The 14,529-nt window shown below is 58.0% G+C and carries 11 protein-coding genes and 3 pseudogenes; 12 read left to right on the plus strand and 2 right to left on the minus strand.

The annotated features are described in order from the left end of the window. Position 1: 1 nt before the first annotated feature. Positions 2-1,384 (minus strand): DUF3300 domain-containing protein, encoded by a 1,383-nt coding sequence (locus QDY28_RS22690; protein WP_331383873.1) that lies wholly within the window; start codon positions 1,382-1,384, stop codon positions 2-4. Between the two features lie 1,023 nt (positions 1,385-2,407). On the opposite strand from QDY28_RS22690, the gene QDY28_RS22695 reads away from it, so the two are divergent. From QDY28_RS22695 to QDY28_RS22710, 4 genes are all read left to right on the plus strand, one after another. Beyond that, positions 2,408-4,168 carry a SulP family inorganic anion transporter gene (locus QDY28_RS22695; protein ID WP_331383874.1) on the plus strand — a complete coding sequence of 587 codons (1,761 nt, stop codon included), beginning with the start codon at positions 2,408-2,410 and terminating at the stop codon, positions 4,166-4,168. After that, positions 4,152-4,985 carry a polyphosphate kinase 2 gene (ppk2, locus tag QDY28_RS22700; protein WP_331383875.1) on the plus strand — a complete coding sequence of 278 codons (834 nt, stop codon included), beginning with the start codon at positions 4,152-4,154 and terminating at the stop codon, positions 4,983-4,985. The genes QDY28_RS22695 and ppk2 overlap by 17 nt, the downstream gene beginning before the upstream one ends. A gap of 28 nt (positions 4,986-5,013) precedes the next feature. Continuing rightward, complete coding sequence (locus QDY28_RS22705; protein ID WP_331383876.1) at positions 5,014-6,156, plus strand: AI-2E family transporter; 1,143 nt, start codon at positions 5,014-5,016, stop codon at positions 6,154-6,156. Between the two features lie 234 nt (positions 6,157-6,390). Then, complete coding sequence (locus QDY28_RS22710) at positions 6,391-7,605, plus strand: alpha/beta hydrolase (RefSeq protein WP_331383877.1); 1,215 nt, start codon at positions 6,391-6,393, stop codon at positions 7,603-7,605. 96 nt (positions 7,606-7,701) lie between these two features. Here the strand turns inward: QDY28_RS22710 and QDY28_RS22715 are convergent, their stop codons facing one another. Beyond that, positions 7,702-8,025 (minus strand): hypothetical protein, encoded by a 324-nt coding sequence (locus QDY28_RS22715; RefSeq protein WP_331383878.1) that lies wholly within the window; start codon positions 8,023-8,025, stop codon positions 7,702-7,704. Between the two features lie 111 nt (positions 8,026-8,136). Between QDY28_RS22715 and QDY28_RS22720 the strand changes: the two genes are divergently transcribed. From QDY28_RS22720 to QDY28_RS22755, 8 genes and pseudogenes are all read left to right on the plus strand, one after another. Next, complete coding sequence (locus QDY28_RS22720) at positions 8,137-9,930, plus strand: hypothetical protein (protein WP_331383879.1); 1,794 nt, start codon at positions 8,137-8,139, stop codon at positions 9,928-9,930. 140 nt (positions 9,931-10,070) lie between these two features. Further along, the gene (locus tag QDY28_RS22725; protein WP_331383880.1) at positions 10,071-10,412 is read left to right on the plus strand and encodes a DUF3302 domain-containing protein; all 342 of its coding nucleotides are present in this window, start codon (positions 10,071-10,073) and stop codon (positions 10,410-10,412) included. After that, positions 10,412-11,569, plus strand: a complete 1,158-nt coding sequence (locus QDY28_RS22730) for an HlyD family secretion protein (protein WP_331383881.1) — start codon at positions 10,412-10,414, stop codon at positions 11,567-11,569. The genes QDY28_RS22725 and QDY28_RS22730 overlap by 1 nt, the downstream gene beginning before the upstream one ends. A 492-nt stretch (positions 11,570-12,061) precedes the next feature. Then, positions 12,062-12,263: pseudogene (locus QDY28_RS22735) on the plus strand (SDR family oxidoreductase); the annotation flags it as partial. Positions 12,264-12,329: 66 nt separating this feature from the next. Further along, positions 12,330-12,472: pseudogene (locus tag QDY28_RS22740) on the plus strand (NAD(P)-binding domain-containing protein); the annotation flags it as partial. 81 nt (positions 12,473-12,553) lie between these two features. Beyond that, positions 12,554-12,832, plus strand: a pseudogene (locus tag QDY28_RS22745) (HlyD family secretion protein); the annotation flags it as partial. A gap of 203 nt (positions 12,833-13,035) precedes the next feature. Then, the gene (locus QDY28_RS22750; RefSeq protein ID WP_331383882.1) at positions 13,036-13,224 is read left to right on the plus strand and encodes a hypothetical protein; all 189 of its coding nucleotides are present in this window, start codon (positions 13,036-13,038) and stop codon (positions 13,222-13,224) included. Between the two features lie 110 nt (positions 13,225-13,334). Further along, on the plus strand, positions 13,335-14,519 hold the full coding sequence (locus tag QDY28_RS22755) for an MFS transporter (protein WP_331383883.1): 1,185 nt from the start codon (positions 13,335-13,337) through the stop codon (positions 14,517-14,519). Positions 14,520-14,529 lie beyond the last annotated feature (10 nt).

Below are 14,529 nucleotides of genomic sequence, written 5' to 3' on the forward strand. Positions count from 1 at the left end.
CCTATCTCCGGCCTCTGCCGCCGCCACCTCTGCCGCCACCCCTACCGCCGCCATGCGGCATCGGGCGTCCACCGCCACGGTGCATTGAGGGAGGCGGCCGGTGTGCGCCTCCCATGCTCTGACGGCCACGCTGGGATGCCATCATCTCCCGACGGCCAGACGAGACGTTGCCAAGCGCCGAAGGTTGGCGACCTCTGTTGTCGGGTCTCGAGGCTAGCTTCTGCTGAGTCGGCCGAGACGCGGCTGGCCTCGTATTGCGGTTTGCGCCTGACGCGGCCTTTGACGATCTGGGTTCGCCCCTGGCGACATTTGCTGGCCGCTTGGCACCTTCGGTCGGCCTGGCTGCCGGTCTTTGTTTCAAACCTTGCATCGTGTCCTTGCGGACGTCAGCAGCACGATTGACGCGCTCGGACGCTGGGCCGCCTCGCTCCCGATTGATGCTCTCGGCTCGGTTACGCAAGTTATTGCCGCTGTCGGACTGGAGATTGTTTCTGATGGCGGACCTGTCCATTTTCGCAAGCTGGTCCTTGCCGATGCTCAGCTTACTGCGATCGACATTCTTCCAATCGACATCATTCCATTTGACCTTCCCGTTGAAGTTCCGGTTGTTGAAGCAGTTGTTGCAGTCGACATCGACGTCGCCGCGCCAATTGCCGCCCCATACGCCCCAATTGTTCCAGTTGACGGCCGCAGCCCATGCAAGGCCCGTGACGGCGGCCGCGAAAAAGGGCGCGCCCGGATAGTAGTAGTTGGGATAGGAATCCGAATAATAGGAGACGGGCTCGGATGCGTAACCAGGTTGATAGAGCATTTCCGGCGCATACTGGGGGATGTAGATCTTCTCGGGATTTGTCGGCTGGATAATGACATTGTCGTTTTCGTTGACGATGGTGATTTTGTCGTCGCTCTTGATAATGCCTTTCGCGACGGCCTCGTCGCGCAACTGCTGGATGGCGACAAGAACATCCTTTTGCTGGTTCGTCAGGGCATTTCCGAAAGCCTGCGTCCATTCCAGGTCATCGCTCATCATCTTGACGACTTCCGGATAGTTCAACAGCGAAATGACGCTGCCGTCCCAGTCGCTTTTAGGCTTGAGGTCCGCATTCTTTTTTTTCGCCTCCAGGAAGCGGCTTGCCTCGACGATCTGCAACGGAAAGAGCGATGCTGCCGAGATGGCTGCGACAAGGTCGTCAGGATAGAGCGCGATGCGGGCGACGAGTACTTCGAGCTCGTCGTCGGAAAGTTGCGCGGGCGCTTCTTCGTTCGCTTGTGCCGGTGGGGGACTGTTCGCCGAGGTTTGTGAATAGGCGGGAAGCTGCGGCTGGATCGCGAGAAACGAAACTGCTGACAAGCCGAAGATGAGCTCTCGAAGTTTCATCTCCATGGCGATCTCTCCCCCGTAGCGATCGGTCAGATATCCGTTTCCCGATCTCTTTGTCGACGATAATGGCGGGCCTGTTTCCTGGCAGATCATGAAGGATCCGCTTCCGGTGGCCTTGCCGGCTGCTGCGCTTCGCTGTTTTTCGCTCTGAAGTTTCGTCTCGATCGGCGGCTCAAGACCGTACCGAAGACGAGGCGCACTTCCCGCAGCGCAGGCACTTTGAAACGCCCAACTATATGTAGATGCTTAGATTACGCTCACCGCTGCGTTCATCAGCGCCGCGGCCAATCGCAAGCATAATATTGCAGACGGTTGCATTAGTTATGTATGATACAAGAAGTTACGCCACGGGGCGGACGGGTATTGCAATTCCGCGGCGCTCAGGCGCCGAAAGCCCTGTCTCGCACAGATCATCTCGCCGCCGCCCAGCCGAGAGACGAACGATATCGGTGGAGACGCCGGCGGATTTGCGGTGGTGCCCCTCACGCCGATGGAAACTTGCCTTGGCGACAGCGACTGCCACTTTTATCCCGTACCGAAGCGCGAAGCGGTGGCGGACGGTGCCATATCTCTTCCCTAGGACGTAAGTTCGTCGCGCAAAGGCGATCAATGACATTTTTCGATCACGCCTTCTTCGTGCGCGAGGATCGCTTTGGCTCGAGCTCGCAAAGCGTTGAATAACTCGCTGTCAAACCCTTGCACAGCTTGAATTGATGCCCAATCAGCAGCCGGAAAGGCACGTATGTGCCTTGCCCACCAGTGATGCTGGTTCGTTCCTTCAGGAACGGTTACTTTTCAATCGCATGGGACCAGTGCGTTTCATGTGGGCTCTGATGCGGCATGGCGATGTTACGCGATGCTACACGCGCTGCGGCGGCGGCCGCGTTAAAATCTCCCTTGTCTATCATCAAGAGGACGGATCGTTGGCTGAGCTATGTCTTCGTCGAGCATCGATCAAGCGTTTGGACGCCGGTCAGGCGGGCCCAGCTTTTTCGATTGCCGTCCGTTATGGACGGGAGCTTTAGGATGGCCGTCAGTTTTCATCTGCCCATATTGCGAGGCTTGGGCGGCTTCAAAACCGATTGGCTGCGCACCGACATCCCTGCCGGCCTATCCATTGCTGCGGTCGGATTGCCGAGCGCCATCGCCTATCCCGCCATTGCCGGACTTCCGCCCGAAACCGGAATCTATGCCAGCATTCTCGCCCCTATTGCCTATGCGCTCTTCGGGCCGTCGCGGCTATTGGTGGTCGGACCGGATGCCGCGACGATGACTGTGCTTGCCGCAGCCATGGGTGCGGTGGTCGCCGCCATGCCGGCCGGAGCTCCGGTCGATCGAGTGGCAATTGCCGCAGCCCTTGCTTTGGGCGTTGGATGTTTTTGCTTTGCCGCACGGCTGCTGCGGCTGGGCATTTTGGCGAGCTTTCTCTCGCGACCGATCCTCGTCGGTTTCTTTGCCGGCGTGTCGCTTTCCATCCTGGTGGGCCAGATCAGCCGGTTCACAGGCGTCCGTATTGAATCGGACGGTCTGCTGGCGCCGATCGCCGAGATACTTCGCAAGAGCGCATCCATCCATTGGCCCTCGTTGCTGTTCGGGCTGGCAATGTTTTGTCTGCTGTGGATCGCAAAGGCGGCGCATTCCCGCATACCGGGGCCCGTGCTCGTCGTTGTAATATCCTTTCTCCTATCCGCCATCTTTGATTTTCAGGCCAGGGGAATTGCCGTGATCGGCGACATTCCTCGCGGGCTTCCGTCGATCAGCTTGCCGCCGATCTCGCAATTGCCGCTCGACAAGATCGCCTTGGGATCGGCGGCTGTTTTCCTCGTCAGCTTCGGCGCAGGCATCGTCGCGGCCCGGAGTTTCGGAGCGCGGGCCGGCGAAGAGGTTGATGCCAATCAGGAATTGATCGGGCTAGGTGCCGCAAACATCGCTCCCGGGCTGTTTGGTGCATTCCCGATCAGCGTTTCGGACTCCAGAACGGCTATCAATTTTTCCGTGGGCGGCCGCTCGCAGGCCTCCGGCCTGGTGTCTGCGGCAACGCTCATTGCAGCCCTGGTCTTCCTAAACGGTGCCTTGCGCATCCTGCCTATTCCTGCTCTAGCGGCGATCCTCGCGACTGCTGCGATTGGTCTGATCGACGTTCACGAGCTGAAAAAGATATGGCACATCAGCAGGATGGAGTTCGTCTTCGCGCTGATCGCCATGTGGGGCGCCATCAGCTTCGGAGTTTTAAATGGCGTGGTGGTCGCCATCGTTGCGACGCTGATCTATCTCCTGCGCAAGACGATGTTTCCCCGCGACGCGCTTCTCGGACGCATTCCGGGCCGGGATGGCTTTTACGATATGCGCCGGTTTCCCGATGCCAGGGAGATCCCGGGCGTCGCGATATGCCTGATCCAGGGCAGCGTATTGTTCTACAATGCGGATTACGTTCGTGTACGGCTACGCGACATCGCCAGGAACCTCGCCTTGGACACTCGCCGCTTCGTGCTCGATGCCAGCGCGATCGTCCATCTCGACAGCACCGGCGCCGCCGCGCTGGATGCGGTTCAGGCGGCTTTGCAGGAGCAAGGTATTACCTTCTGCGTGGCCGAGTTGAACGCCGAAGCCAAGGCGCTGCTGGAACGAGCAGGCGTCGTCGACCGCATCGGTACGACGAGTTTCTTTGACGACAAAGAGGATGCAGTCCGGTCATTCCGCTTGCAGGAGGCGGGGCGCGAGGCAGTGCACGGCGAGACGCCACAGGCAGTGCAATTCAGGGAGGGAAGTCATGAACAAGATGTATGATCCCAATCGCGACGGGGAAGCCGATGGCACCGCAAAAAAGAAAAAGCGGACCAAGGATTACGAAAAGGAAATCGGAAAGCTGCAGGTCGAACTTTCGCACCTGCAAGCCTGGATCAAAAGTTCCGGCGCCCGTATCGTGATCATTTTCGAGGGACGCGACGCGGCCGGCAAGGGAGGCATGATCAAGCGCATTACGGAACGCGTCAGTCCGCGGGTGTTTCGCGTCGTTGCCCTGCCTGCACCCAATGACCGCGAAAAGTCGCAGATCTATATGCAGCGCTATATCGCTCATTTGCCGGCAGCAGGCGAGATCGTGATCTTCGACCGCAGTTGGTACAACCGCCCCGGCGTTGATCGCGTCATGGGCTTCACCACGGAAAAGAAGGCTCGGCGCTTCCTTGAACTCGCGCCGCGTTTTGAGGCCGCCATCGTCGAAAGCGGCATAATTCTGCTGAAATATTTCCTGACCGTGAGTGAAGAGGAGCAGGAGCGCCGCTTCAGGCGTCGCATCGACGATCCGGTACGACAGTGGAAGCTAAGTCCGATGGATCTGGAATCTTATCGCCGCTGGTGGGACTATACGCGCGCCTACGATGAGATGATCAGGATGACGGATACTCAGTACGCGCCGTGGTGGATCGTTCCTTCCGATGACAAGAAGCGGGCGCGCATCAATTGCATCTCGCACATTCTGAAGTCGATCCCCTATGAAAGGGTAAAGTTCGACAAACCTGAATTGGGCAAGCGGCAGAAGCGACCCTCGGACTATGTTGAGGACAAGGGTGCCCGCAATATCGTTCCGGACCTTGTCTGGTAGGCTGTGAAAAGCACGGGGACCCTGTGCCATGACATCGATCTCAGCACCGTCCGTACCGAACGTCGCGGAAGAAACCAATAGCGTCCAGCCGAGCGCGAGTTCCGCCGACGCGCGTGTAAGCGAGTTCATCCGGCTGGGTGTTGTCGGTCTTTTCGCCTATTGGTCTTTCACGATCGTCGCGCCCTTCATCCTGATTATCGCCTGGGCAGCGATATTGGCCGTCGCGCTTTTTCCCCTCTTCGAGCTGTTGCGGAGGCTGCTGGGCCGCCGCGGCATTACCGCGGCAGCTCTGCTCGTGATCGCATGCCTGACCATCGTCATAGCGCCGCTTGCCGCCATCCTCGTCAGCTTCGCCGACGGTACGCGCGCGCTTCTGACCGGCCTCAAAGAAGGGACGATTGCCTTGCCATCGGCGCCGGAGAGCGTAAAGGCGTGGCCATATGTCGGTGAGCGTGTGTTTGAAATTTGGAACTACGCCATAGCCAATTTTACTGCCATGCTGAAACAGTTCCAGGAGCCGATACGGGGCGCCGCCAGCGTCATTCTGGAGAAAACCGCGGCTCTTGGAAGCGGCGTTCTCAGCTTCATTGCATCCGTATTGCTATGCGGATTTTTCCTGGTTGCAAAACAGCAGATGACGTCAGCCGTGAACGTTGTCGTCGCTCGGATCGCAGGCAGCCGGGGCACCGATTTTGTGCGTCTTGCAAGCATGACGGTCCGCAATGTCTCGCGCGGCGTCATAGGCATCGCATTGCTGCAGACGCTGCTATGCGGGATAATCCTTGTTCTCTTCGACGTTCCGGCGCGAGGGGCGCTGACCTTCACAATTTTTATCGTCTGCATCATCCAGATCGGACCAGGCATCGTGCTACTGCCACTGGTCATTTGGGCCTGGTTCACATGGGAATTTACGAACGCGTTGTTGTTCACGATGCTCGCAGTGCCGGTCGCCATTCTCGATAATATTCTGAAGCCGATTTTGATCTCACGCGGCCTGTCCACCCCCATGCCTCTCATCTTGCTTGGTGTTATCGGCGGAGCTCTGGCCCACGGCCTGGTGGGCTTGTTTCTCGGCCCGGTAGTTCTCGGTGTTTTTTATGATCTTTTCGTTGCCTGGACGAAACCGGCGCTTCCTTCCGCAGAAAAACCGGCTGATTTCGACTTGGGATAGGTTGCTCGGGGCCGCCCGCTGTATCCGTCAGCCGCTCCCACAGCGCAGGGTCGCCGTCATCATCAGCCACCGTATCATACGGCGGCAGAATCGCGCCATCGCGTAAGTTACTACCAATGCCGACGCCTCTGCCTATCATCCAACGGCTGCTTTGAGCGAATTGCGATGCAGGCGGGCGGCTGCCGCGTGCTTCGGGCCGATTTAATCGCGTAGGCAACTGCTTGGAAGAACCGCATGCTTAAACGCTCTCTGCTTAGTCTGCTTTTGATCCTTTCAGGATGCGGTCATCCGAGCGGTGTGATGACGCCCGTCAAACTTTCAGCATCGGCACCGCGCACGGCGAAGGTGGACATGCTCGTCGCAACCACCCGTCAGCCGTCAGGCAATCCGGCCACGCTATTCACCGGCGAGCGCAGCCCGAAGCCCTATTTGACGGAGATCGCGGTCTCCATTCCGCCCAAACGTGAGCCCGGTACGGTGCAATGGCCGCGCCGGCTGCCGGCCGACCCGGCAACCGATTTTGCCGTGGTCGGCGTGAAGCAACTGGAAACGGTCTCTGAGGGGCGTGCATGGTTCCGTCAGCACGTAGTCGGAGGGCGCGCGCTTGTCTTCATTCACGGCTTCAACAACAAATACGAAGATTCCGTCTTCCGGTTGGCGCAGATCGTCCACGACAGCGGCATGCACGCAACGCCCATTCTATTCACGTGGCCATCGAGGGCGAAGCTAGTTGCCTATCAATATGACAAGGAGAGCACGAACTATTCGAGAACCGCGCTCGAACAGGCGCTTCACACGCTTGCAGCCGATCCGGCCGTAAAGGACATTACGATACTTGCCCATTCGATGGGAACCTGGCTCGCCATGGAGTCCCTCCGGCAGATGGGCATCCGCGACGGACATGTGGATCCCAAGATTCACAACGTCATTCTCGCATCGCCGGATATCGATATCGAGGTTTTTGCCAAGCAATATGTCGAGATGGGGGCGCCAAGGCCGAAGTTCACCATCTTCGTGTCTCAAGACGATAAAGCCCTCGCGGTGTCCAGCTTCATAACCGGAAGGGTATCGCGGCTGGGGGCAATCAACCCGGCAGAGGAGCCCTACCGCTCGAAACTGGAAAAGGCGGGAATTACGGCAATCGACCTGACAAAGGTGAAATCCGACGATGCGTTGAACCACGGCAAGTTTGCGGAAAGCCCGGAAATAGTTCAGCTCATCGGCCGAAGACTGATGACCGGTCAGCCGCTTACCGACTCGAATGTATCGCTCGGACAAGGAATCACCGCTGTTGTCGGCGGTACGGTGACGAATATAGGCACAGTGGCCGCCGCGGCTGTTGCCGCTCCGGTTACCGTGATCGAGCAACCGTTGCAGCGAAAGGGGAAGCAGTCGAAAGCCGAGGACCGGCTCCAAGGTGATTTGCAACCACAGCCGCTAGTAAAATGACCCAACCCGGACGGTGAATACCTTCTGCGGCTTTGTGCTCGGTTACATCGCCAAACATGCCGACCGGCAACATTGGCGAGTGCATTCAACGATACGCTAGGACGTCGAGGCGGGCGGTGGCCGCAAGATCGCGATCTTCGAATTACGGAGGGCATCCCGAATTTCGCTGACAAGAGCCTCGACCAGTCCGACATACTCCTGGCGTCGGGCCTCCCGAATGTTATCGGGCAGGTAGTCCACCCGTGTGAGTGTTTCGACAGCGGCTGCGAGATCTTCGCACATGCCGCGGAAACTCTCGTCTGCGTTAAAGAGCTGTTGCACTCGCGCGACTTCATCAGGAAAGCGCACCTCTGCAATTTGGAGGGCGGACAAATGCGTTAAACTATTCTTTCCCGATATCATGTCCGTCCCGCTCGTCATGGTCAGCTCAAGCAGATTGAAACATAATATTGTCACTACCTAAATTAGAGGAGTAATATACATGAACATACAAGGGCGATGAGACGACTGCTATGGTCGCAGGGGGACACGATGCAGAGCGTTCGGGCAAGCGGCGGGGAAGAGGTATCCTCCCCTGACACATGGGAGATCAGAGAACAGCTTCGGCGTATTCTTGCAAGCGAAGAGTTTTTGGCACCGGAACGGGGCCGCAAGTTTTTGGAATATGTCGTTGAAGAGACGCTCGCCGGGCGGTCTGACTACCTCAAGGCTTACACGATCGCACAGGAGGTTTTTACCCGGGATGCATCGTTTGACGCGCAGAATGACCCCGTCGTTAGAATAGAAGCCGGGCGGATTCGACGAGGTCTTGAGCGCTACTATCTCGTTGCAGGGGGCGCCGACCGGATCGTTATTACCATACCGAAAGGAGCCTATATACCCTGCTTCCGGTACGCCGCTGCTGCCGAGATGCTGCCCGATCTGTCCGAGACGGACAATATCTCCGAGACCGCACCCGAAGTGCAGAGGCTAGTGATTGCGGCCGATCGCACGGATGCGGCGCCTTCACCGGTGTGGCTGTGGTTTGCGATTGCGGCGGCAATAGCCTTAGCGGCGTTTGTCGCCGTGGTCCCGCCGCTCAGCGTTATTTTCTTTTCATCGCGTGGGGTTCAAGAGATCCCTACGACAGCGGCAGGAGGAAATGTTCCAAAGATCCTCGTCGAACCATTTGAGGAAATTTCAAGAGAGGGCGGCTCGGCAAACATTGCTCGTGGGCTCACGGACGAAGTCATAAGTGAGCTTGCGAAATTCAAGGAAATTGCCGTCATTGCGAAAGAGCCGCCTTCCAGTGGGGACTTGGGCGCAGAGGAGGCGCGCTTTGTGTTGCAGGGAGGCGTGCGCGTCGACGGAAACAAGCTGCGGCTTACGACCAGACTTGTCCGCCGTTCCGACGGATCGGTGATTTGGTCGAACAACTATGACAGAGACCTCGGAGTGCAGGATATGCTTGAGGTCGAAGCCGATGTTGCACGGCGGGTTGCGACGGCTGTCGCCCAGCCCTATGGCCTGATCTTCCAGGTCGACGCTGCTCGACTGGCTGAGTCTCCCCCCGACGACTGGGATGCTTATGCGTGTACCTTGTCCTATTACAACTACCGCATCGAACTGAACCCCCAAAATCACGCGGCAGTGCAGGACTGTCTCAAACGCACGACGGAGCGTCTTCCCACCTATGCAACCTCATGGGCATTGCTCTCTCTGACTTATTTGGATGAGGTCCGCTTTCAGTACCGGCTGGACATACCGCAATCGGCGGATCCGCTAGCGCTTGCTCTTGAAACCGCCAAACGCGCGGTAGATATCGACCCTCAGAATGCTCGGGCGTTGCAGGCTTTAATGCTTGCGGACTTCTTCAACGGCAACGTGGACGCCGCATTGAGGGAGGGAGCGGCTGCATATGCAATCAATCCGAACGACACGGAGGTCGCCGGAGAATATGGATTCAGGCTGGCCTTTTCCGGGAAGTGGGAAACAGGCTGCGAACTGATGTCGACCGCGGTCAGCAGAAACCCTGGCCCCATCGGGTATTATGAAGTGGGCTTGGCGCTTTGCGCCTATATGCGACGCGATTACAAGGCGGCCGAATTGTGGGCACGCATGGCAGATCTCAAATATAACCCCATGCACCATCTCGTTCTGCTCGCAATTTTTGGGGCTCAGGGAAAGCGCGACGAAGCCGGCCGTGAACAGGAGTGGCTGAAATCGAATGCCCCCATGTTGCTGGCTAACGTCCGCATAGAAGTTGCAAAGCGCCTGCAGCGGCCCTCGGATCAGGATCTTTTTCTGGCAGGTTTGAAAGACGCCGGTATCGCGATTACCCCATGAGGTCTGGCGTTCTGCCGACATCACTAGAGAGCGGCTAATAGACGATACGTGATGCTACAGGCGTTTGAGGTCTTGCGGCGCTACTATTTCCTCCCTGACTACGCCGGTCGGCTCCATCACGCAGCCGAAAAGGAGGAACCGTGTTTCTCGACTATTTTGCACTGGGGGTGCTGGTTTTCGTAGTGGTCACTCTTTTCTACGCAGTGATAGCGATTCATGACATCCCTCACCTGATTGCCAAGGCACGCAATCATCCTCACCAGGATGCCATCCATGTTGCCGGTTGGGTGAGCCTATTCACCCTGCACGCCATCTGGCCGTTTCTTTTCATCTGGGCAACGCTTTATCGGGAAGACCGCGGCTGGGGAATTCGGCCCGACGGCAAGCTTTCGCGTGAAGCGGAGGCAAACGCTGAAATCGCGCGTCTTCACGCCCGGATCGCCGAACTCGAAGCGCTCCCGCTGGAGAAGGAGAAAGTCTGATGGATCTGCTCCTGATACTCACCTATGCCGCGATTTGCTGGACGGTCTTCAAGGTATTCCGGATCCCGGTAAACCAATGGACGCTGGCGACAGCCGTCCTTGGCGGCATTTTCCTGATCTCCGCTCTGCTGCTCATCATGAGCTACAACCATCCCTACTCTGGGGACGGGCGCATTTACTTCACCTCCGCTCCGGTCATTCCCGTCGTCGGCGGCCAAGTCGTGGAAGTGCCTGTCGAGCCGAACAAGCCGCTGAAGAAGGGTGACGTCCTCTTCCGCATCGATGCGAGACCCTACCAGTTTGTCGTCGATCAGAAGAAGGCGGCTTTGGCCGAGGCGGAGCAGACGGTCCTCCAGTTGAAGGCTGCGCTTGATGCTGCAAATGCCGGGGTCACCGGCGCTGAGGCATCGCGCGACCGCTCCCTGCAGGCGTTCACAAAATTCCAGCAGGCAAACGAGAATGCAAAATCCAGCGGCAAGGGCGCGATCTATTCCGAACTCGAGGTCGAAAATCGGCGTGGGATCTATCTGACCGCTGAAGCCGCCGCAGACACTGCACGTGCCCAGGCGGTTCAGGCTAAGCTGGCCTATGAATCCGAGATCAACGGCACCAATCCAACCGTGGCCCGGCTGCGGGCGGAACTGGGCAATGCCCAATATGAACTCGATCAGACGACGGTGCGCGCGCCAAGCGATGGCTATGTGACCCAGGTCTTTCTTCGTCCTGGGATGATGGCCAATCCCTTGCCGCTCCGCCCTGTCATGGTCTTCATCAACAGCGAAGACAGGATGCTGGGCGCGGCATTCATCCAGAACTCCTTGCAGCGCGTGCGTGCCGGCGACGAAGCAGAGGTCGCTTTCAAAGCGGTTCCCGGCAAGATTTTCAAGGCCCGAGTTGGCGAGGTCATCGATGTTATGGCCCAGGGTCAGCTTCAGCCCAGCGGAGCACTGATAGATCCTCAATCGTCGGAGCGCGCTATGCCAGGACAGACGCTTGCCCGCATCGAACTGCTCGAGGATACGAACAAATATCAACTGCCTGGAGGCGTTGTCGCGGAGGTTGCAGTCTATACCGAGCACTGGCACCACGTCGCCGTCCTGCGAAAGGTCCTTTTGCGCATGAGCAGTTGGATGAACTACGTCTTCCTTGAGCACTAACAGCCCCAACAAGTAGGTGCGGATTATTCAGGGAAGAAACGGGGCGGTTTCGCGATTCCAGGAAATGTCGAACCGCCTCAGACGTGCTGCAGCACAGAGCCGGGCGATTGAAGGTGGAGCTCCTGCCGTAGATCCTATGCGGGCGGCGGGAAGACTTTGCGCCAAGCGGGATTTTCTTCTGAAGGCACAGACGGCAATGAAGCAAATACCCTCGCCCAATGTGGGACGCTTCTGCCAATCAAGAAGATGAAGAGAAATCATCGAAAGCCGTATTTTACGGTATTTTACGCTTTTCTTCGCCCCGCGCCGGTGGACACTGGAGAAGCACAGCACGTTTCTGCATCACCATAGAAGATGGAGCATAAGCCGAATATCCCATCTACGATGTGACATTTCAGACGCATTGCTCTTGAAGAGATTCGAACGGGAGACCCTGTACTCTTTGAGTGATTGCAGCAGCTTGAGGGGAACCAGCACGAAGCAATTTTCGCTGTAAGTCCCGAAGCTTACGATACTCTCGCAACACCTCCGTTAGGCGAGGAAGGCCTGAAGGCCTTCGCCTTGATGAATCGGCTCCAGCGCATGGCCGATCCGGCCGGAGATCGGGGCGGTGGCCGCCTTTCTTGCGTCCTCGGACAGCAGCTTCATGACCGCCAGCGAAGTCGCCGTCGACGGCGGCCTGGCGCAAATCTGACGCGCTACGCCCGGCCGGGTTCCGTTCAAATATTCGGGCCCACAGGCATCGGGTAAACCGAAGGAAATACGTGAGGTACACAATCATGGCTTCGGCAATATCGGCCAAGCCCTGGCTAAGGCATTTGGCCGTAACGGCATCGAAGTATCCGTTGTAACCAAGCGCAGCCCTGGAAAGGCATTGCATCCGATGCGGCCGCGATCGGTCCCGACCCCCACGGATGATGGGACAGATTTGTCAGGGAGTCATCAATGCTTAGGCGGGCATGTCCCCGAGATTGTCATGGTAGCGAGTCGGCCGAAGCCAATCTTCAGCTTGCGGTCGCCGGAGCCAGTAAGGAAGAAAAGGCCCTGGCGGCAACGCCTGTCGAGCAGGCAAAGGCTTCGCTTAACCAGCAGCAGACGGACGTTCACGAATTGACCATCGTCGCACCGATCTCCGGGCAGGTGGCGACACTCGTGGCTGAACTTAGTGAGAATTTCTCCGCCGGCGCCCCATTGTTTTCGCTTATCGCCCTGCAAAATCCGTGGTTCACATTCAACTTGCGCGAAGACCTACTGAAGGGCTTGAACCGATTGCAGTGCTCGATCTCCACGGGCGTTTCCGCACCGCCCCACCCCCGGCCGAGGGCATTATTTGAGAATTCCAAAAGGGTCTTTCCGGAGTTCGAAATTCCGGTTCGAAGCGCCCTGGCGTATTCATTTCGTCAAGATCGGATGGCCCGGAGACGAACCGCTCGCCGGGACGCCGTCTCTGCAATTGGGATAAATTAATGATCGAGAAAATCGACATCCGCGGCTTCATGATCGCGATAGCCCTGGTGAGTGCGCTGATGCCACTGACGCCTTTTAGTATGCCCATCTTCCACGCTGAAACCTTCAGCGGAACCAATACGGACGTTCGCACCGCCCTCTATCATACCGCTCGACCGAGCGCTGAAAAGGTTTTGTCGAAGGGCTAGCCCCGCACACCGCGCGCCGGCCTGCGAACTGCGTTTTGGGAAGCTCTCCGCCTGAATACCAGCCAGATGATGAACCGCTCTCGTACGAGTGTTTTCGGAGTTTCAATCATATGAAAATGCAATCTCACTCGCCTATGCAGACAGCGGCGGCGGAATTCGCCATGATCTTGGGAGCTTTCGTTCTGGGTACCTCCGAGTTCGTCTCGATGGGCCTGTTGCCCGAGATGGCGAACACGACTGGAGTCCCTGTGGCGGTCGCCGGCGATTATATCACCGCCTATGCTGTTGGAGTGGTCGTCGGCGCGCCGCTAATAGCTGCCCTCGCAGCCAGGGTTCCACGGAACACACTCCTGATCGGCCTTCTCTTGCTCTGCGTCATCGGTAACGCCTTGTCTGGCATTGCCGCGAACTTCGGCTTGGTCTTAACAGCACGGTTTTTATCTGGTCTGCCGCAAGGAGCCTTCTTTGGTGTGGCGGCGCTGGTCGCCGCGATGCTCGCAGGACCACATAAGCGCACCCAAGCGATCGCCCGCATTATGACCGGGTTGAGTATCGCGAATCTCGTCGGCGCACCGATAGGCACCTACATTGGCGAGCATACGACGTGGCATGTGACATACCTCGTTCTTGCAATCCTGGCCGCCTTAGCCGCGCTCATCTGCAGCATTGCCGTTCCCGCCATACCCGCGTCCCACGGTGCAAGTCCGCTGCGCGAACTCAGTGCTCTAACCAAGCCTCAAGTCTGGCTGACTTTTGCAATTGGAGCAGTGGGTCTCGCGGGATTATTTTCGCTCTATACGTTCCTCGTCCCGATCCTCGAAGACATCACCGGAATGAGCAAAACAAGCGTTCCCATCGTCCTGGCGATCGTGGGCCTCGGAATGTTCGTCGGCAATTTCTTTGGAGGCTGGCTCGCCGACAAAGGTGTGATGAGGGCGATCGGCGTTATCCTGCTCTTTAACCTCGTCGTCCTGATGTCTTTCTTTTTCAGCGTGCACAGCCACGTCGTCGTTTGTGTCAGTGTCTTTTTCGCCGGCTTTACCTCGCTGGCCCTCGTCCCGCCGCTGCAGGCGCGGCTGATGGATGTGGCCGGCCATGCACAGGCTCTCGGCGCAATGCTCAATGGGTGTGCTATCAATCTCGCGAATGCCGTGGGCGCCGTGATGGGTGCCATGGCGATCGGGAGTAATCTCGGACCCGCTTCGACGGGGTTGGTCGGCGCGGCGATGTCAGGGGCGGGGTTTATTGTATTCGCGATTTCGCTGGCAACGGAAAGGAGAGCGGCCGTAGCCTGAAGCGGCAAGC

This window comes from Rhizobium sp. BR 362, assembly GCF_036528765.1.
Classification (GTDB): Bacteria; Pseudomonadota; Alphaproteobacteria; order Rhizobiales; family Rhizobiaceae; genus Rhizobium.

Excerpts from the sequence above, each read along its gene's own strand:
- QDY28_RS22690 (WP_331383873.1), bottom strand. The coding sequence starts at position 1,384 with ATGGAGATGAAACTTCGAGAGCTCATCTTCGGCTTGTCAGCAGTTTCG.
- QDY28_RS22695 (WP_331383874.1), top strand. The coding sequence starts at position 2,408 with ATGGCCGTCAGTTTTCATCTGCCCATATTGCGAGGCTTGGGCGGCTTC.
- ppk2 (WP_331383875.1), top strand. The coding sequence starts at position 4,152 with ATGAACAAGATGTATGATCCCAATCGCGACGGGGAAGCCGATGGCACC.
- QDY28_RS22705 (WP_331383876.1), top strand. The coding sequence starts at position 5,014 with ATGACATCGATCTCAGCACCGTCCGTACCGAACGTCGCGGAAGAAACC.
- QDY28_RS22710 (WP_331383877.1), top strand. The coding sequence starts at position 6,391 with ATGCTTAAACGCTCTCTGCTTAGTCTGCTTTTGATCCTTTCAGGATGC.
- QDY28_RS22715 (WP_331383878.1), bottom strand. The coding sequence starts at position 8,025 with ATGACGAGCGGGACGGACATGATATCGGGAAAGAATAGTTTAACGCAT.
- QDY28_RS22720 (WP_331383879.1), top strand. The coding sequence starts at position 8,137 with ATGCAGAGCGTTCGGGCAAGCGGCGGGGAAGAGGTATCCTCCCCTGAC.
- QDY28_RS22730 (WP_331383881.1), top strand. The coding sequence starts at position 10,412 with ATGGATCTGCTCCTGATACTCACCTATGCCGCGATTTGCTGGACGGTC.
- QDY28_RS22750 (WP_331383882.1), top strand. The coding sequence starts at position 13,036 with ATGATCGAGAAAATCGACATCCGCGGCTTCATGATCGCGATAGCCCTG.
- QDY28_RS22755 (WP_331383883.1), top strand. The coding sequence starts at position 13,335 with ATGAAAATGCAATCTCACTCGCCTATGCAGACAGCGGCGGCGGAATTC.